This is a genomic window from Tateyamaria sp., assembly GCF_059783535.1.
On the sequence record NZ_JBYNDP010000089.1, the window covers coordinates 1 to 16,787 of the forward strand.

At 61.2% G+C, this 16,787-nt stretch carries 21 protein-coding genes; 15 read left to right on the plus strand and 6 right to left on the minus strand.

Features of this window, described 5'->3' with window-relative positions; translation table 11 throughout:
- A partial coding sequence (locus tag AC6RA8_RS15635) for an FGGY family carbohydrate kinase (protein ID WP_500353758.1) occupies nucleotides 1-797 on the plus strand: 797 nt, incomplete at its 5' end.
- Complete coding sequence (locus AC6RA8_RS15640; protein WP_500353760.1) at nucleotides 797-1,408, plus strand: cysteine hydrolase family protein; 612 nt, start codon at nucleotides 797-799, stop codon at nucleotides 1,406-1,408. The genes AC6RA8_RS15635 and AC6RA8_RS15640, both read left to right, overlap by 1 nt.
- Here the strand turns inward: AC6RA8_RS15640 and AC6RA8_RS15645 are convergent.
- Nucleotides 1,405-2,100: a fumarylacetoacetate hydrolase family protein gene (locus tag AC6RA8_RS15645; RefSeq protein WP_500353762.1), complete on the minus strand. Its 696-nt coding sequence runs from the start codon at nucleotides 2,098-2,100 to the stop codon at nucleotides 1,405-1,407. The genes AC6RA8_RS15640 and AC6RA8_RS15645 overlap by 4 nt on opposite strands.
- A 157-nt stretch (nucleotides 2,101-2,257) precedes the next feature.
- On the opposite strand from AC6RA8_RS15645, the gene AC6RA8_RS15650 reads away from it, so the two are divergent.
- From AC6RA8_RS15650 to AC6RA8_RS15670, 5 genes are all read left to right on the plus strand, one after another.
- Entirely contained in the window at nucleotides 2,258-2,656 is a 399-nt protein-coding gene (locus AC6RA8_RS15650) for a rhodanese-like domain-containing protein (protein ID WP_500353764.1), read from the plus strand.
- Nucleotides 2,653-3,528 (plus strand): MBL fold metallo-hydrolase, encoded by an 876-nt coding sequence (locus tag AC6RA8_RS15655; protein WP_500353766.1) that lies wholly within the window; start codon nucleotides 2,653-2,655, stop codon nucleotides 3,526-3,528. The genes AC6RA8_RS15650 and AC6RA8_RS15655 overlap by 4 nt, the downstream gene beginning before the upstream one ends.
- A 92-nt stretch (nucleotides 3,529-3,620) precedes the next feature.
- Nucleotides 3,621-4,889 carry an acetylornithine deacetylase/succinyl-diaminopimelate desuccinylase family protein gene (locus AC6RA8_RS15660; RefSeq protein ID WP_500353768.1) on the plus strand — a complete coding sequence of 423 codons (1,269 nt, stop codon included), beginning with the start codon at nucleotides 3,621-3,623 and terminating at the stop codon, nucleotides 4,887-4,889.
- 83 nt (nucleotides 4,890-4,972) lie between these two features.
- Complete coding sequence (locus tag AC6RA8_RS15665; RefSeq protein WP_500353770.1) at nucleotides 4,973-5,146, plus strand: hypothetical protein; 174 nt, start codon at nucleotides 4,973-4,975, stop codon at nucleotides 5,144-5,146.
- Nucleotides 5,088-5,528 carry a type II toxin-antitoxin system death-on-curing family toxin gene (locus AC6RA8_RS15670; protein WP_500353771.1) on the plus strand — a complete coding sequence of 147 codons (441 nt, stop codon included), beginning with the start codon at nucleotides 5,088-5,090 and terminating at the stop codon, nucleotides 5,526-5,528. Before AC6RA8_RS15665 ends, AC6RA8_RS15670 begins: the two co-directional genes overlap by 59 nt.
- Here the strand turns inward: AC6RA8_RS15670 and panC are convergent, their stop codons facing one another.
- From panC to AC6RA8_RS15685, 3 genes are all read right to left on the minus strand, one after another.
- On the minus strand, nucleotides 5,529-6,389 hold the full coding sequence (gene panC / locus AC6RA8_RS15675; RefSeq protein ID WP_500353773.1) for a pantoate--beta-alanine ligase: 861 nt from the start codon (nucleotides 6,387-6,389) through the stop codon (nucleotides 5,529-5,531).
- Nucleotides 6,386-7,219 (minus strand): 3-methyl-2-oxobutanoate hydroxymethyltransferase, encoded by an 834-nt coding sequence (gene panB / locus AC6RA8_RS15680; protein WP_500353775.1) that lies wholly within the window; start codon nucleotides 7,217-7,219, stop codon nucleotides 6,386-6,388. Before panB ends, panC begins: the two co-directional genes overlap by 4 nt.
- Nucleotides 7,220-7,297: 78 nt before the next feature.
- Entirely contained in the window at nucleotides 7,298-8,053 is a 756-nt protein-coding gene (locus AC6RA8_RS15685; protein ID WP_500353777.1) for an SDR family oxidoreductase, read from the minus strand.
- A 209-nt stretch (nucleotides 8,054-8,262) separates the two neighbouring features.
- Here AC6RA8_RS15685 and AC6RA8_RS15690 point away from each other — a divergent pair, with 209 nt between their 5' ends.
- Nucleotides 8,263-9,717: an ABC transporter substrate-binding protein gene (locus AC6RA8_RS15690; protein ID WP_500353796.1), complete on the plus strand. Its 1,455-nt coding sequence runs from the start codon at nucleotides 8,263-8,265 to the stop codon at nucleotides 9,715-9,717.
- Nucleotides 9,714-10,115 (plus strand): (R)-mandelonitrile lyase, encoded by a 402-nt coding sequence (locus AC6RA8_RS15695; RefSeq protein WP_500353779.1) that lies wholly within the window; start codon nucleotides 9,714-9,716, stop codon nucleotides 10,113-10,115. The genes AC6RA8_RS15690 and AC6RA8_RS15695 overlap by 4 nt, the downstream gene beginning before the upstream one ends.
- A gap of 62 nt (nucleotides 10,116-10,177) precedes the next feature.
- On the opposite strand, the gene AC6RA8_RS15700 is transcribed toward AC6RA8_RS15695, so the two are convergent.
- Together AC6RA8_RS15700 and AC6RA8_RS15705 are read right to left on the minus strand one after the other, a co-directional pair.
- A complete protein-coding gene (locus AC6RA8_RS15700) occupies nucleotides 10,178-11,269 on the minus strand; it encodes an acetoin utilization protein AcuC (RefSeq protein WP_500353781.1) in 1,092 nt (363 codons plus the stop codon).
- Nucleotides 11,270-11,307: 38 nt separating this feature from the next.
- Nucleotides 11,308-11,877: an NAD(P)H-dependent oxidoreductase gene (locus AC6RA8_RS15705; protein ID WP_500353783.1), complete on the minus strand. Its 570-nt coding sequence runs from the start codon at nucleotides 11,875-11,877 to the stop codon at nucleotides 11,308-11,310.
- Nucleotides 11,878-11,946: 69 nt separating this feature from the next.
- Here AC6RA8_RS15705 and AC6RA8_RS15710 point away from each other — a divergent pair, with 69 nt between their 5' ends.
- The 6 genes from AC6RA8_RS15710 to AC6RA8_RS15735 all read left to right on the plus strand — a co-directional run.
- Nucleotides 11,947-12,579 carry a TetR/AcrR family transcriptional regulator gene (locus tag AC6RA8_RS15710; protein WP_500353785.1) on the plus strand — a complete coding sequence of 211 codons (633 nt, stop codon included), beginning with the start codon at nucleotides 11,947-11,949 and terminating at the stop codon, nucleotides 12,577-12,579.
- A gap of 12 nt (nucleotides 12,580-12,591) precedes the next feature.
- Nucleotides 12,592-13,539, plus strand: coding sequence for an ABC transporter permease (locus tag AC6RA8_RS15715; protein ID WP_500353787.1), 948 nt, complete (start codon nucleotides 12,592-12,594; stop codon nucleotides 13,537-13,539).
- Nucleotides 13,536-14,351, plus strand: a complete 816-nt coding sequence (locus AC6RA8_RS15720; protein WP_500353789.1) for an ABC transporter permease — start codon at nucleotides 13,536-13,538, stop codon at nucleotides 14,349-14,351. Before AC6RA8_RS15715 ends, AC6RA8_RS15720 begins: the two co-directional genes overlap by 4 nt.
- Nucleotides 14,348-15,904, plus strand: a complete 1,557-nt coding sequence (locus AC6RA8_RS15725) for an ABC transporter ATP-binding protein (protein WP_500353791.1) — start codon at nucleotides 14,348-14,350, stop codon at nucleotides 15,902-15,904. The genes AC6RA8_RS15720 and AC6RA8_RS15725 overlap by 4 nt, the downstream gene beginning before the upstream one ends.
- The gene (locus tag AC6RA8_RS15730) at nucleotides 15,901-16,356 is read left to right on the plus strand and encodes a hypothetical protein (protein WP_500353792.1); all 456 of its coding nucleotides are present in this window, start codon (nucleotides 15,901-15,903) and stop codon (nucleotides 16,354-16,356) included. Before AC6RA8_RS15725 ends, AC6RA8_RS15730 begins: the two co-directional genes overlap by 4 nt.
- An 18-nt stretch (nucleotides 16,357-16,374) precedes the next feature.
- On the plus strand, nucleotides 16,375-16,787 hold a 413-nt coding region (locus tag AC6RA8_RS15735; protein WP_500353794.1), incomplete at its 3' end, for an aldehyde dehydrogenase family protein.

The window sequence follows — 16,787 nt, forward strand, 5'->3', positions numbered from 1 at the left end:
AGATTCTGGGCGCCGAGATCCCGATCTACGGCGTTGCCGGCGACCAGCAGGCGGCGACCATCGGCAATGCCTGTTTCCAGCCCGGCATGCTGAAATCGACCTATGGCACGGGCTGCTTTGCGCTGTTGAACACGGGCGATGCGCCGGTGACGTCGAACAACCGTTTGCTGACCACCGTGGCCTATCAGCTGGATGGCAAGCCGACTTATGCGTTGGAAGGATCGATCTTTATCGCCGGGGCCGTGGTGCAGTGGCTGCGTGATGGGTTAGGGATCATCGCGTCGGCGGCCGAAACGCAGGCGCTGGCGGAGAAGGGCAGCGGGAACGTAACGCTCGTGCCGGCCTTTACTGGTCTGGGTGCCCCGTACTGGAACCCGGATTGCCGTGGAGCTACCTTTGGCCTGACCCGGGATACGGGGCCTGCCGACATGGCGCGCGCGGCATTGGAGAGCATCGGCTTCCAGACACGCGACCTTTGGGAAGCGATGCGTGCGGACTGGCCGGATGCGGGCGATGCGGTGCTGCGCGTCGATGGTGGCCTCAGTGCCAATGATTGGGCCATGCAATTCCTGTCGGATATGCTGGGGGCGCCCGTGGATCGCCCGGCTGGGGTTGAAACAACCGCTTTGGGTGCTGCGTGGTTGGCTGGAATGCGGGCCGGGATTTACCCGGAAACCGAAGGTTTCGCCGCGACTTGGGCGCGCGAAGCCCGTTTTGACCCTGCGATGTCTGAAGGTGACCGAGAAGCGGGATATGCGCGCTGGAAACGGGCCATCGACGCGACGCAGGCTGTCTGATGGCAAATACGGACAAGACGCCGCGCGCCTTGATTGAAGGGCGTGCGGCTTTGATTGTGATCGACATTCAGGCGAGTACCTTCATTGACGACAGTGAAGTCCGGTCGATCGATAACATGCCTGGCTACAAGGACCGGATGCTGGCGGCCCGCACGGCCATTGATGCGGCCCGTGCTGGCGGAGTGCCGGTCATCTTCATTCAGGAAGTTCACCACCCTTCGATGGTCGATTTTGGCCGGGAGTTGGATGGGGACGAAGATGTACATTGCCTCGAAGACAACCCGGCGACAGCCCTTGCGGTGAAGGAAATGGATGTTCGGCCGGATGACTACGTGATCCGCAAACGGCGCTATTCAGCCTTTTTCGGGACGGATTTCGAGATCCTGCTGAAGGGTCTCAAGGTCGACACCTTGCTGTTGGTCGGTGGACTGACGGATGTCTGTGTGCACTACACATTCGTCGACGGACACCAGCACGACTACTTCTGTCGCGTGATCGAAGACTGTGTTGCCGGATCAAGTCTGGAGGCGCATGAAGCGTCCTTGCGTGCCATGGACTACCTTCAAACAGGCGCACGCCGCAGTTTAGAAGAAGTGTTGGCCGCGCTTTAGCCTTGCGGTCCTACGGTCACCTCGATCTCTGCGATCCCTTCGACACCGCCGGTCATCACATCCCCAGTTTTGACAGCACCAACTCCGGCTGGCGTGCCGGTCATGATCAAGTCTCCGGAGGCCAAGGTCACCGCTTGCGACAGGTAAGCCACGTGATCGCGGACGGGCCAGATCAGGTCAGCGATATCTGCGTCCTGCCGCACCTCGCCATTCACGGCGAGCCAGATGCGCCCGGCGGTCAGGCTCGGCACGTTCTGCAGGGGCACAATCGGCGACATCGGCGCCGAAAAATCGAATGCCTTTGCCCAGTCCCACGGGCGGCCCATTTTCTTGGCTTCGGCCTGTAGATCACGGCGGGTCATGTCGATGCCCACGCCAGCGCCCCAGACGTGATCCATGACGGCATCGGCCGGGATGTTTGCGCCCCCGGTACCGATGGCGATGACCAGTTCGATCTCGTGGTGCAGGTCTGCCGTCAGTGGCGGATATGGAATGGTGCAGGGGCTGTCGACAACAGCGTCTGCGGGTTTGGTAAAGAAAAACGGTGGCTCACGGTCCGGATCCTTGCCCATCTCGCGCGCATGGGCGGCATAATTACGACCCACACAAAAGATGCGGCGGATCGGGAAGCGGTCTTCTGAGCTTGCAACGGCGACAGAGGCTGGCTGCGGAAGCGGTATGACAAAGCCCATGGATGGCCCTTTCCTTGTTACAGGCACATGACCCGAACGAGGCATTGGCGTCCACCCTGGCCTCACAAATTTACATAATCCACATTACGGGTCGTTTACTGGCCTTGCTGTAACAGGAACCTGCTGGCACAGTTCCCGTGTTCAAACGGAGGTGCCGATGGGCCTGAAGACAACTGCCGCGAAAATGGTTGCCGATGCGCGTGCCCGCATCAAAGAGGTTGAGACGGTGGATGCCATCAAGTCAGTGGATGATCCTGATGTTGTTATCGTCGATATCCGGGACATCCGCGAACGTCAGCGCAGCGGATACATCCCCGGATCAGTCCATGCGCCGCGCGGCATGATCGAGTTCTGGGTCGACCCTGACAGCCCCTATTTCAAGGACGTGTTTGGTCAGGCCGACAAAACATATCTGTTTCATTGCGCCTCGGGCTGGCGATCAGCACTGACCGTCGCCACATTACAGGACATGGGATTTGAGGCAGCGCATCTGCGCGAAGGGTTTTCGACCTGGGAAGCGCAAGGCGGCCCCGTGGAAAAGGAGGACAGGGCATGACCCCCGATATGAATTGTCACCCGACCGTCACCCCGTTCTTTGACGAGCGGTCCAATACGATTTCCTATGTGGTGCAGGAACCAGACGGGCGGGCCTGCGCGGTAATCGATGCGGTGATGGACATCGATTATGCCGCCGGTGCTTTGAACTTCGATGGCGCTGACAAGATCATCGCCCATATACGCGCCAATGACCTTCGGCTCGATTGGATCATCGAAACCCATGTCCACGCCGATCACCTGTCGGGCGCGCCCTACATCCAGCAGGCTTTGGGCGGCAAGATCGGCATCGGGGCCAAAATCACCGAGGTGCAGGACACCTTTGGCAAGGTGTTCAACGAGGGCACCGAGTTCCAGCGCGATGGCTCGCAATTTGACGCCTTGTTCGAAGATGGCGACAGTTATGAAGTTGGCGCAATGACCTGCTTTGCCATGCACACGCCTGGCCATACCCCGGCCTGCATGGTGCATGTGATGGGCGACGCCGCTTTTGTCGGTGACACGTTGTTCATGCCCGATGGCGGGTCGGCCCGCGCGGATTTCCCGGGTGGGGATGCAGGTCAGCTTTACGACAGCATCATGCGCGTTCTGGCGCTGCCCGATGCGATGCGCCTGTTCATCTGCCACGATTACGGCCCCGGTGGGCGCGCCATTGCGTGGGAAACGACGGTTGCGGAAGAGCGCGAAAAGAACATTCATGTGGGTGGCAGCAAGACGCGCGAGGATTTCATCAAGTTTCGAACGGAGCGTGACAAACAACTCGCGATGCCCAGCCTGATTATCCCGGCGCTGCAGGTGAACATGCGCGCCGGTGAAATCCCGCGTGATGACGAAGGGGACATGGCGCTGAAGGTTCCATTGGGCAAGCTCTAAAACTTCCCTATTTCCAAAAAATCCTCCCCGAACGGCTCGGTTGGGTCGGGACGTCCCTTGCCATTTGATGCCTGCGGTTCGACACTCGGGGCATGACACTTTCCGCTCGCATCGATGGTCGCCGCGACGCTTTGATCGCGCTGACGCAGGATTTGATCCGCATTCCGACGCTGAACCCGCCGGGGCGGCATTACCATGACATCTGCGCATTGGTCGGGGATCGACTGAAGGGTCACGGGTTCGAGATGCAGATGATCCGTGCCCATGGCACCCCCGGCGACAGTGACACTTACCCGCGCTGGAACGTGGTGGCGCGCCGCGAAGGGAAAAGTGCGGGGGAGTGTGTGCATTTCAACAGCCACCACGATGTGGTCGAGGTGGGCCACGGCTGGACCCGTGATCCGTTCGGGGCCGAAGTTGATGGCGACAAGATCTATGGTCGCGGCGCATGTGACATGAAAGGCGGGCTGGCCGCCTCGATCATCGCGGCAGAGGCATTTATCGAAGAACATCCCGACTATGCGGGCGCCATTGAAATCAGCGCCACGGCAGACGAGGAATCGGGTGGGTATGGTGGGGTTGCTTACCTGGCTGAAAAGGGACTGTTTGCGCCCGAGCGGGTCCAGCATGTCATCATCCCCGAACCCCTGAACAAGGACCGCATTTGCCTGGGTCATCGCGGCGGCTGGTGGGCCGAGATCGAGACGAAGGGCGAGATTGCCCATGGCTCAATGCCGTTTCTGGGCGATTGCGCGGTGCGGCATATGGGGGCCGTTTTGGACAAATTCGAAAGTGATCTTTATCCGGCGATGGCATCCCGCCACACGGATATGCCCGTGGTGCCCGAAGGGGCGCGGCAATCGACCATGAACATCAATTCGATCCATGGTGGTCAGCCGGAACAGGCCGCAGACTATGATGGCTTGCCCGCGCATTGCGTGCCCGACAGCTGCCGGATCGTGATCGACCGGCGCTTTCTGGTCGAGGAAAACGTGGAACAGGTGCGTGGCGAAGTGGTTGAATTGCTGGAAGGTCTGAAAGCCTCGCGCGACCGGTTCGACTATGAAATGCGCGAGTTGAACGTGGTCTTGCCATCAATGACGGACAAATCAGCGCCTGTGGTCGAAACGGTGCACGCCGCCATTGAAAGCGTGCTGGGGGTCGAACCCACCTATGTCGCCTCCCCTGGGTCTTATGACCAAAAGCATATCGACCGGATTGGCAAGCTGCGCAATTGCATCGCCTACGGGCCGGGAGAGTTGGAGCTGGCCCACAAACCCGATGAATGGGTGGGCATCACGGATATGCTCGACAGCGCTAAGGTCATGGGACAGGCGCTGGAAACCCTGTTGTTGCCTTAAGCCAAACGGCAAGGGTCGGTTCATGATCCCTTGATATGTTGATGCGGGATGTGCATTTTCGGATGCAGAAGGACACCGTAGATATGGCCAAGACAAACAGCGCAACCGTTGCCCGCAGTGCAGCCGCGGGAAGATTCACCATCCGCAAGGAAGGTGGGGACACGTCCGAGCACACCTCGGGCAAGAAGACACCCAAGGTTGTGCGCAGTTCGATCAGCAAGAACAGGGACGCCCTGCAGCGGCTGGCCAATCGGTAAGCGGCACTATCGTATCAAGCTTGGCGACGTTCTCGAAGCGCACGAGCAATCGCTAGAGGCGTTTGGCGGGCTGCCGGGTATCTGCAATCTCGACAGTATTCTGGGCGCGATCGGTCGCCCCTATCACGGCTATCACCTGCCCATCCACAAGAAGGCCGCGGCCTTGTTGCACGGTTTGGCGACCTCTCATGGGTTCAACGATGCAAACAAGCGCACTGCCTGGCTGACGACCGAAGTGTTGTGCCTGAACAGCGGCTACGATCTGGCCATCCATGCCGGGGATCGGATCGATGACGTGGTGGTCGACGTGGTGACCGGGGCCATGTCGCAATCCGCGCTCGAAACCTGGTTTCGGGCGCGGCTGTCGAAGCTCGACGACTAGTCAGCGTTTGGCGATGACTGGCACATCGATATTGTCGATCAGCCGAACCCCGGCCATATAGGCTGCCGCAAACAAGCGGGCCGGTTCTGTTGCGCATTCAAGCAGCGCCAGAGTGTTATTGGTGCGCATCTCGAGATAGTCGATCTCGCCAAACCCGGCTGCCGCCAACCGCGCCTGTCCGTCAGGCATCAGATCGGCAATCTGCGCCCCCTGCCCCAACGCCTCGGCCATTTCTTCCATGACCTCATTCAGTGCTGCGGCGCGGCTGCGGGCCTGATCGGACAAGAGCAGGTTGCGGGATGACATGGCCAGCCCGTCAATCTCACGGATGGTCGGGCAGCCAACCACCTCGACCCCCAGATCCAGATCGCGGGCCAACCGCCGCACCACCTGCAACTGCTGAAAGTCTTTCTCGCCAAAGAAAGCCAAATCGGCCGAAGTCTGGGTGAACAACTTGGTCACCACTGTTGCCACCCCGTCAAAGTGACCGGGCCGATGTGCACCGCACAGCACGTTGGTGAGACCATTGACACTGATGTTTGTCGCAAACCCGTCCGGGTACATTTGCGGCCCATCAGGGACATAGATCGCATCGACTGCAAAGCGTTCCAGCTTGCGGGCATCTTCGTGTTCGGTGCGCGGATAGTTCTCTAAGTCTTGCGCGTTGTTGAACTGCTTGGGGTTCACAAAGATCGTCACGATCACCCGATCAGACATCTCCTTGGCGCGCGCCACGAGGCTTAGGTGGCCGTCATGCAGCGCGCCCATGGTGGGGACAACGCCAATTGTTTCTTCGGCCCGCTGCCACCGGCGGGTCATATCGCGCAGCTCAGCCAAGGTGCGCACGATCGGCGCTGTCATGTCTTGGCTCCGGGCACTGCATCACCAAACACATGTTCCGGTCCGGGGAAGCGGCGCGCGCGCACATCGTCGGCATAGGCTGCGATGGCGGCTTCGCCATCCATGCCCAATTCCGCATAACGTTTCACGAATTTGGCCTTGAAAGCGGTGAAGAGGCCCAGCATGTCATCAACAACAAGGATCTGCCCATCGCATCCGGCCGACGCACCAATCCCGATGGTCGGGATATCAACCGCGCCCGCGATGTCGTTGGCAAGGTTTTCCGGCACTTTTTCAAGCACGACGGCAAAGGCACCGGCCTCTGCCACCGCCTTTGCATCCGCCATCAGCGTTGCAGCCGCGTCGCCCCGGCCCTGTACCTTGTAACCACCAAGCGTGTTGATCGACTGGGGCGTCAGACCGATATGCGCCATGACCGGAATACCGCGTGCAACAAGAAACGCGATGGTGTCGGCCATCGCCACGCCGCCTTCCAGTTTCACCGCGCCTGCATCTGTCTCGGCCATGAGGCGCGCGGCATTGCGGAATGCCTGTTCCGGCCCTTCTTCGTAGCTGCCAAAGGGCATGTCGATGACCATCATGGAGGATGTCAGACCGCGCGCGACTGCCTTGCCGTGCATCACCATCATGTCCATCGTCACGCCAAGGGTCGAAGGCAGCCCATGCAACACCATGCCCACGCTGTCGCCCACGAGGACAAAGTCGCAATGGGTGTCCATCATCTGTGCCATGGGGGTGGTATAGGCCGTCAGGCTGACAATCGGCGTGCCCCCTTTCATGGCCCGGATATCGTCGGGCAAGGGGGCGGTTTTGCGGGCTGTGGCGCTCATGTCCATGTCCTTCGCATAATGTCGTTGCGCGCCCATAGCAGGCCCGGGGCCGCAATGTCACCACCCCGGGTCGTGACGTCACAGCATACGCACGGACATGCCGCCATCCGCAATCAGCGGTGCGCCCGTGACAAAGGACGATTCATCAGACAGCAGGAACAGGGCGGCGCGCGCAATTTCCTCCGGGTTCGCCAGCCGTTTCATCGGGTGCAATCCCGCCACGAAATCGATGGTGTCCGGGTCGTCACCCGCCATGGCCGTGCGTGTGCCACCGGGCAAAACCGCATTCACCCTGATGCCCTGCCCGGCCCAGTCGATTGCCAGCGATTGGACAAGACCCATCAACCCCGCCTTGGATGCGGCATAGGCCGCCATTCCGGGCATCCCGCCATTACTCACCCCGACAAACGATCCCGTGAACACCAAAGCGCCCCCGCCCCGCTTGACCAGCGCGGGGATCTGGGCGCGAGCTGCCAGGAATGCGCTTGTCAGATTGGTTTGGATGACATCGGACCATGTCTGATCCGTCATGTCCGTGACCGGACCCATATCACCCACCATGCCTGCATTGTTGAACGCACCATCCAGCCCGCCAAATTGCGCCATGGCCGTATCGACAAGTGCACTGGCAACAGATGGATCACCCACATCTCCGGCAGCATAGGCAGCGCGCCCGCCAGAGGCTTCGATTTCGCCGGCGATCTCCCGCAACGTATCGGCCCGGCGGGCACCCAGAACCACGTTTGCGCCTTCCTGCGCAAACAGCCGGGCTGCCGCCGCGCCGATCCCGCTGCTTGCACCGGTGACTATGATCGTCTTGTCTTTCAGTCGCATGTTTTTGCCTTTCGCAGATCTGTGTTCATGCACCCGCTCTACGCACCGCGTAATGATGCGCCGACCCGTTTCCTGCGCAGGCGTTAGCGCTGCGGCACAACCCGCAAGAAACGGGTCAAAGGCACAGAAGGCTTGCACGGTGCCCGGTTTGCGGGAAAGCTGGGGGAAACCTGACTGATGGGGAGACCGCCATGTTCAACCGACTGATGATGACCACCGCCGCCATCGCCTTTGCCGCGACGGGGGCCTGGGCGAAAACCGACATCACGGTGGCGATGCAGCTGGAACCCCCGCACCTTGACCCCACCTCCGCCGCAGCGGGGGCCATTGACTCCGTTCTCTATTCCAATGTGTTCGAGGGCCTCACACGTTTCATGGGCGATGGGTCAGTTGTGCCGGGCCTGGCGGCAAGCTGGGAAATCTCGGATGATGGGCTGACCTATACATTTGCCCTGCGCGAAGGCGTTACCTTCCATGACGGCACCGGCATGGACGCCGAGGATGTGAAATTCACCTTCGACCGTATCCTTGCCGAAGACAGCGCCAATGCACAAAAGGCGCTTTATGCGGCGATCGCCTCGGTCGAGGTGGTCGACCCGCAAACCGTGCGCATGATGCTGAGCGAGCCCAACGGCAATCTGCTTTTCAACCTCGCTTGGGGCGACGCGGTGATCGTGGCCCCGGAAAGTATCGAGAATATCAAGCAGCAGCCCATCGGCACGGGCCCGTTCAAGTTCGACAGCTGGACACAAGGCGACAGCATCCGCATCAGCCAATATGACGGGTATTGGGGTGAATCCCCTGCGCTGACCGAAGCCACGTTCAAATTCATTTCGGACCCAACGGCCGCGTTTGCCGCCGTGATGGCCGAGGATGTGGACGTGTTCACCGGCTTTCCCGCGCCCGAGAACCTGCCGCAATTCGAAGCCGATCCGCGTTTTCAGGTGCTTGTCGGGTCAACCGAAGGGGAGACGATCCTTTCGACTAACAACGCACAGCCCCCCTTTGACGATCTGCGTGTCCGGCAGGCCGTTGCGCACGCGATCGACCGCCAGGCCATCATCGACGGGGCCATGTTCGGCTATGGCACCCCGATTGGGACGCACTTTGCGCCGCACAACCCGGCTTATGTCGATCTTACAGGTGGGTCTGCCTTTGATCCTGAAAAGGCCCGCGCCCTTCTGGCCGAGGCCGGGATGGAAGGCGGGTTTGAAACAACCTTGCACCTGCCGCCGCCTTCTTACGCGCGCCGCGGGGGCGAGATCATCGCCGCGCAACTGGCTGATGTTGGCATCAAGGCCGAGATCATCAATGTCGAATGGGCACAATGGCTGGAAACCGTGTTTCGGGGCAAGAATTTCGGCCTGACCATCGTCAGCCACACGGAACCTATGGACATCGGGATTTACGCCAACCCCGACTACTACTTCCAGTACGACAACCCGGCATTCCAGGAACTGGTCGGCACTCTGAACAGCACCACGGACCCCGACAAGCGCACGAACCTGATGGCCAAGGCGCAGGAAATGATCGCGAATGATGCGGTCAACGGCTACCTGTTCCAGCTGGCCCAGCTGTCCGTCGCCAAGGCCGAGGTGCAGGGCCTTTGGACCAACGCGCCCACGCAGGCCACGGACCTTACGGGCGTGAGTTGGGCAGAATGATCCTTCACAGGGCAGGCAGCCGTCCAAGCCAGCGGGCGAACCCGGACTACTTCACTGGCGAAGTGTGGCAGGATCCGGTGATTTCAACCGAGCCTCCCGCGCGGTTGAATGCCTTGGTTGTTCACTTTGCGCCTGGTGCGCGAACGGCATGGCACACGCATCCTCTCGGGCAAACGCTGCATGTGACCCAAGGGGCCGGATTGATTTGTATTCGGGGCGAAGCACCGCAAGCCATCCGTGCCGGTGACACGGTTTGGATTCCACCCGATGTCGAGCATTGGCACGGTGCGAGTCCGGACACCACCATGACTCATATCGGCATGCAGGAGATGCAGGACGGATCAGCGGCCACATGGCTCGAACATGTGAGCGACGCGGAGTACGGCGGAGAGGGCTGAGGGGGGCCAACCCCCCGGCCTGCGGCCTCCCCCCGCGGTTTAATTGGCGAAATGAAGTTGGATCAAAGGCGCGCGAGGCGGTGCCGTACATCTTCGCGAATTGGTCCGCCGCTTGGGGAGTCTTGTAGTGTTATATACCAATGCCTTGGTGGGTTCTTGCCGCGTCGGTTGCCGTCAAAACGCAAGGCGCACAGCACATCCTCACCATCGGATGTGACGCGCTCGGGAATGTCGTAGCCGTTCAACGTGGCCCAAACGCCTGTCCACAGGCGCCCGACCGACCATGGGTTGTAACCGCCACCACCGAGGACCAGGAGGCGCGGGGCCAGGCCCATGAGGTCGCGTACAATTGCCCAATGCGCATTGTTGGACAGCGACAGATGCGCTTGCGGGTCTTCCTCGACCCCATCGGCGCCGCATTGAATGACGATTGCATCCGGTTGGAAGGCTTGAACACGGGGCAGGATCACTTGATCCCGGATCAAGGCCATTTCATCGTCGTTGAGATTGCGCGGCACCGGCAGGTTCACCAGGGTATCTGTTGCGCCCAATTCTCCAGTGCGTGGCCACAGCCCCTCCTCGTGGACGGAGATCATCAGCACATCCGGATCGTCGCCAAAGGCCACCTCCACCCCGTCGGGGTGATGCGCGTCAATATCCACATATGCAATCCGCTTGGCCCCATTGCGGCGCAGGGACAGGATCGCCAGCACCGGGTCGTTGAGATAGCAAAACCCCCCGGCCCGATCCGGCATCGCATGATGCGTGCCGCCCGCAGGGTGATAGACGATGCCCCCGTCACGCAGCAGCTCACCTGCCAACAAGGACCCGCCCGCTGCCGTCGCAGGTCGTCGATACATCTCGGGGAAGACCGGATTGTTTGACGTGCCCAGCCCGTGCCGCGCCCTGACATCATCGCTCACGTGTTGTGCGGCTTCTGCCCTGTGAAGGGCGGACAGATAATCCGGTGTGTGCCAGATCGTCAGCGCATTCGGCTTGGCCCGTGGGCTTGGCACATAGGCGTCGTTTGGCAGCCACCCCATGGCCCGGCTCAGGTCAATGACCGTGGACACGCGCGGCACCCGCAAGGGGTGCCACGATCCGTAGGACGATCCGCGATAGATCTCGGATCCTATGAAAAGGGGGCGTTTCATGCCCCATACATAACCGCCCTGCCCCCGGTGGCGAGGGGTCAGGCCGCTGCGGCGCCCATCGCTTCTGCCTTTTGCAGCCAGCCCGCAATCTTTTCCGGCTTGGCAAGCTTCACCGATCCAAGCTGCACCACGGTTTTCGGCTTCACGCCCACGAATTTCATCACCTGGTTGCGCATCACCCGGCGCCCAGGGCTGCGATAGAGGATCGTATCCAGCAGTGGCGGTGTGTCCGAAGTGATGATCGCGTCGCCTGTACGCCCGTCCAGCAGTTTGTCCCAGCCCATGCCGCGCCCATGGTACTTGTAGGCGAACCCCGATTGCAGGCCCGCATCCATAACCGCCTTGGCCTGCGCGGGCATCGCGCCCCACCAGTAAGGGTGTACGATCATCACGTGATCTGCCCAGCGGATGTTGTCCTGCCACGCCTGTACGTCGAGCGACAGGGGCGCATCTGCGTCATAGCCTGCTTCCGTCGACATGTCGGATAGATGCATGACCCGGACGTCAGCGCCCTTGGCGCGCGCGCCAGTCGCATAGCGTTCAGCCAGCGCAGCGTTCAGCGATCCGGCTTTGGGATGGGCCACCCAGATGAAAATCTTTTTGGTCATGTGATCTCTCCGTCGTTTGCTTGACACTGTGTAAATTGACACCGTGTCAACTATGTGCTCCTTGACAGCATGTCAAGTGACCCGATCGATACCCCGACAAAAATTCTTCAAGCGACCCTGAAGCTGCTGGAAGCGCCCGATGCGAAGCTGCCGACGATGTCCGACATCGCGCGGGCAACGGGGATCAGCCGACAGGCGGTCTATCTGCACTTTCCCACCCGGACCGACTTGCTGGTGGCGGCAACGCGTTATCAGGACCGGCTTAACGATATTGACACCGGCCTTGCCCCCAGCCGGGGCGCGCGGTCTGGCGCCGAACGGCTGGACGCCTTTGTCACCGCGTGGGGCAACTACATCCCCAAGATCTATGGCGTGGCCCGTGCCATCATGGCCGTCACGGACACCGATGCAGAAGCGGCCGCGGCCTGGAACACGCGTATGCAGGACATGCGAGAGGGGTGCGCCGCCGCCATCAAGGCGCTTGCCGCGGACGGCACCTTGCCTCCGGGCACGGATTTGGAGCAGGCCACCGACCTGCTCTGGACGCTCTTGTCGGTCCGGAACTGGGAGAACCTGACCCAAACCTGTGGCTGGTCACAGGACTGTTATGTTGCCACGATCCGGGGGATGGCCATGGCGACGCTTGCCCGCGATCTCGGTGCGCTTACCGACGTGCTTGCCTGCACTGATCCGCCCGCCTAACGTCGCAGCCATATGCTGCGCTACACTCTCAAACGGCTTCTGTCCTTGTTCATCAGCCTCGCCATTGCGTCGCTGCTGATCTTTGCAGTGATCGAAGTGGCGCCCGGCGATCCGGCATCCTTCATGCTGGGCATCAACGCGCAGGAGGATACGCTGGCCGCACTGCGGGCCGAACTGGGCCTCGATCAACCGAAATGGCAGCGATACCTGTCTTGGGTTCGGGGCATGGTGCAGGGCGACTTTGGGACGTCCTACCAGTACCGCACGCCGGTGGCAGAGATGATTGCCGACCGGCTTTGGGTGTCCTTGCCGCTTGCGCTTTATGCCCTGACTCTGTCGACGCTCATCGCCTTCCCTGCGGGCATCTACGCCGCGTCCCGCCGGGGCAAGGCAGGCGATGTGGGTGTGATGAGCGCAACGCAGGTGGGCATCGCCATCCCGAACTTCTGGTTTGCGATGATGCTGGTCCTGATCTTTGCCATCAACCTGCGCTGGTTCAGCGCGGGCGGCTTTGCCGGTTGGGACAAGGGCGTATTCGCGGCCCTCAAATCCCTCACCCTGCCCGCCATAGCCCTTGCTTTGCCGCAGGCCGCGATCCTCGCCCGCGTCATGCGCTCATCGCTGCTGGATGTGCTGGACGAGGACTTCATGCGCACGGCCCGCGCCAAGGGGTTAAGCCGAGGGGCGGCCTTGCGCCGTCACGGCTTGCGCAATGCAATGATCCCCGTGCTGACGATCCTCGGCTTGCAATTCTCGTTCCTGCTTGCGGGCGGGATCATCATCGAACAGGTGTTTTATCTGCCCGGCCTTGGACGGCTCATTTTCCAAAGTATCTCCGCCCGCGACTTGATCGTGGTGGAGAGCGTGACAATGCTGCTTGTCTTTGCTGTGATTGTCGTGAACTTCCTCGTCGATCTGGCCTACGCCGCTGTTGATCCACGGCTGAGGGCCCGCACATGAACCGGTCATTGGTCCTGGGCGGGGCGCTGTCGGCGCTCATGGTGATCGCGGCGCTTTTGTCCTTTGTCTGGACGCCGTTCGATCATGGCGCGATGAACATTCCCGAAAAACTGCAGACGCCAAACGGGATCCACTGGTTCGGTACCGATCATTTCGGGCGAGATTTGTTTTCGATGATCATGGTGGGCGCCCGGACGTCTATCGCCGTGGCCTGCGTCGCCGTGGGCATCGGCATCGGGCTTGGCGTGCCGCTGGGCTTGTGGGCTGCGGCGCGGCAAGGTGGTTGGGTGGACGAGGTCATCATGCGCGGCAACGACCTGATCTTTGCCTTTCCGTCGCTGGTCATCGCCATCCTGATCACTGCGGTGTTCGGCGCGGGCGCCATCAACGCCATCATCGCCATCGGTATCTTCAATATCCCCGTCTTCGCCCGTGTCACGCGTGGCGGCGCACTGCCGCTTTGGGCACGAGAATTCATCATGGCCGCCCGTGTTGCGGGCAAAGGGGCCGCACGGATCAGCGTCGAACACATCCTGCCCAACATCGCGAACCTGCTGATCGTGCAGGCTACGATCCAGTTCAGCCTTGGTATTCTGGCCGAAGCGGCACTTTCCTATGTCGGTCTTGGCGCACAACCTCCGACCCCCAGTTGGGGCCGGATGCTTGCGGATGCGCAAACGCTGGTCAGCATCGCGCCCCATATGGCGCTGGTGCCAGGGATGGCGATCATCCTGACTGTGCTTGGCCTGAACCTCTTGGGCGACGGGTTGCGGGACGCGCTTGATCCGAAACTGCGGGTGGCGCGGGCATGAGCCTTCTGTCCATCAACAGTCTGTCCCTGTCCATCGCGGGCGCCCCGATCCTGCGCGACGTGTCCCTTTCGCTGGCACCGGGAGAAGTTGTCGCCGTCACCGGGGAAAGCGGGTCCGGCAAGTCGATGACGGCGCTGGCCGTGATGCAATTGCTGCCCGCGCGGTCCGAGGCCACGGGGGCCATCACCCTCGACGGCCACGAGATGCTAGAGCTGGATGAAACCACGCTTTGCACCTTGCGTGGCGACCTCGCCGGCATGGTGTTTCAAGAGCCGATGACAGCGCTGAACCCGGTGCAGACCATCGGCGCGCAAGTCTCCGAAACGGTGCGCCTGCACCGGCCCGACCTTAACCCGATGACGCGCGCACGCGAGGTGTTAGACCGCGTTGGCCTCGAAGCAATTGCGCTCACGCGCTACCCGCACGAGCTGTCCGGCGGGCAGCGCCAGCGCGTGGTCATCGCGATTGCCATAGCCTGCGGACCCAAGCTGTTGATTGCAGACGAACCCACCACGGCGCTGGATGTCACCACGCAGGCACAGATTCTGACCCTGCTCAAACTCCTTGCCGCCGAGGATGGAATGGGTCTGCTGATGATCACCCATGACCTAGCTGTTGTGGCCGAAATGGCTGATCGGATCGTCGTCATGCGCCATGGTGAAGTGGTCGAGGCGGGCGACACGCCCGCCTTACTGACCGACCCGCAGCACCCCTATACCCAAGCCTTGCTGGCTGCCTCCAACCACCGCGTCGATCTGCCGGGCGGGGCGGAGCAAGCTCCGCTGTTACGTGTTCAGGACGTTGTGCGCGACTACACCTTGCCCCGCACGAAACTGTTTGTCCCCGCGGGGACAAATCGTGCGGTGGATAGCGTCAGCTTTGACATCAAGCGTGGCGAACGGATCGGGCTGGTGGGGCAAAGCGGCTGTGGCAAGTCCACCCTCACGCGCGCGATCCTCGGGCTTGAACCGGTGCAGGGCGGGTCAATCACGCTGGATGGCACGCCTGTCACGGACCCGTCCGTCAGGCGCAAGATGCAGGTGGTGTTTCAGGACCCTTACGGCAGCTTTAACCCCCGCCATCGCGTCGCCCGTTTGATCACCGAGCCCTTTCACCTGTTGGACAGCCCACCGAGCGATCACGATGCCCGCATCGCGTCGGCCCTGACGGATGTCGGCCTATCCCCTAACGATGCGCAAAAGTACCCCCTCCAATTCTCGGGCGGACAGCGGCAACGCCTGGCCATTGCGCGTGCCCTGATCATTCGTCCCGAACTGGTGATCTTTGACGAGGCGGTTAGCGCCCTCGATGTCTCGGTCCGCGCCCAGATCCTCGACCTAATTGCAGACCTCTGCCGCCAGTACAATCTGACCTACCTTTTCATCAGCCACGACCTGAGCGTTGTGCGGACGATCACCGACCGTGTGATGGTTATGCAAAAGGGAAAGATCGTGGAGCAGGGCGTGACCGAGGATGTGTTTACACAGGCCCGGCATCCGTACACTCAGCAACTCATCAACGCCGCACCGACCTTACCGGAGGCCATGACATGACCCTTGCCCACCTTTCCATTGATGCCCAAGACCCAATGCACGTGGCAGATATCCTTGCCCAGATCATGGGCGGAGTGGCCCTGCCTTTCCCACCCTGTTCCGGTGCTTTCATTGTTTTTGGTAAGGCTGATGATGGCACCGCGATCGAGATCTACCCACTCGGCACAACGGTGCAACAGGGGCCGGACCAGATCACCTTTGTGCAGGGCGAGGCAAATGGGCACCCGATGGCCACGCATATCTGCCTGGCATCTCCGCGTACGGAAGGCCAGCTTCTGGACATTGGCAGGCAAAACGACTGGACCGCCCGCACCTGCAATCGCGGCCCATTCGAATGCGTTGAAATCTGGCTTGAAAACCGTGTGCTGATTGAAGCGCTCGACCCTGACATGACGGAAGATTACCGTCGCAACATGACCACCGCCGGCTGGCGGGCAATGTTCGGGATCTAGGGACAGGAGAATACCCAGATGACACCACCGCTTTGGTTCGATCCGTCTCTGGTCCTTGTTGGCGGAACGTGGCGCGTGACCAATGAAACGCTACCCCTGATCAACCCGTCTGACGGCAGCGATCTGGCTCGGATCGGGCGTGGGCAAGCCTCAGATATCGATGCAACGGTCGCGGCCGCTCACACAGCGCGCAACGGCGATTGGGGTCGCATGACGGCGACCGAACGGGGGCGTATCCTGACCGATATCGGGCGCAAAGTGCTGGAGCGGGTCGACGACCTCGCCACGCTCGAGGCACTGGATGTGGGCAAACCGCTGACACAGTCGCGGGCCGATGCCGTCGCTCTGGCCCGCTACATGGAATTCTACGGTGGGGCGGCCGACAAGGTGATGGGCGAAACCATTCCCTATCTGGACGGCTACACCGTCTA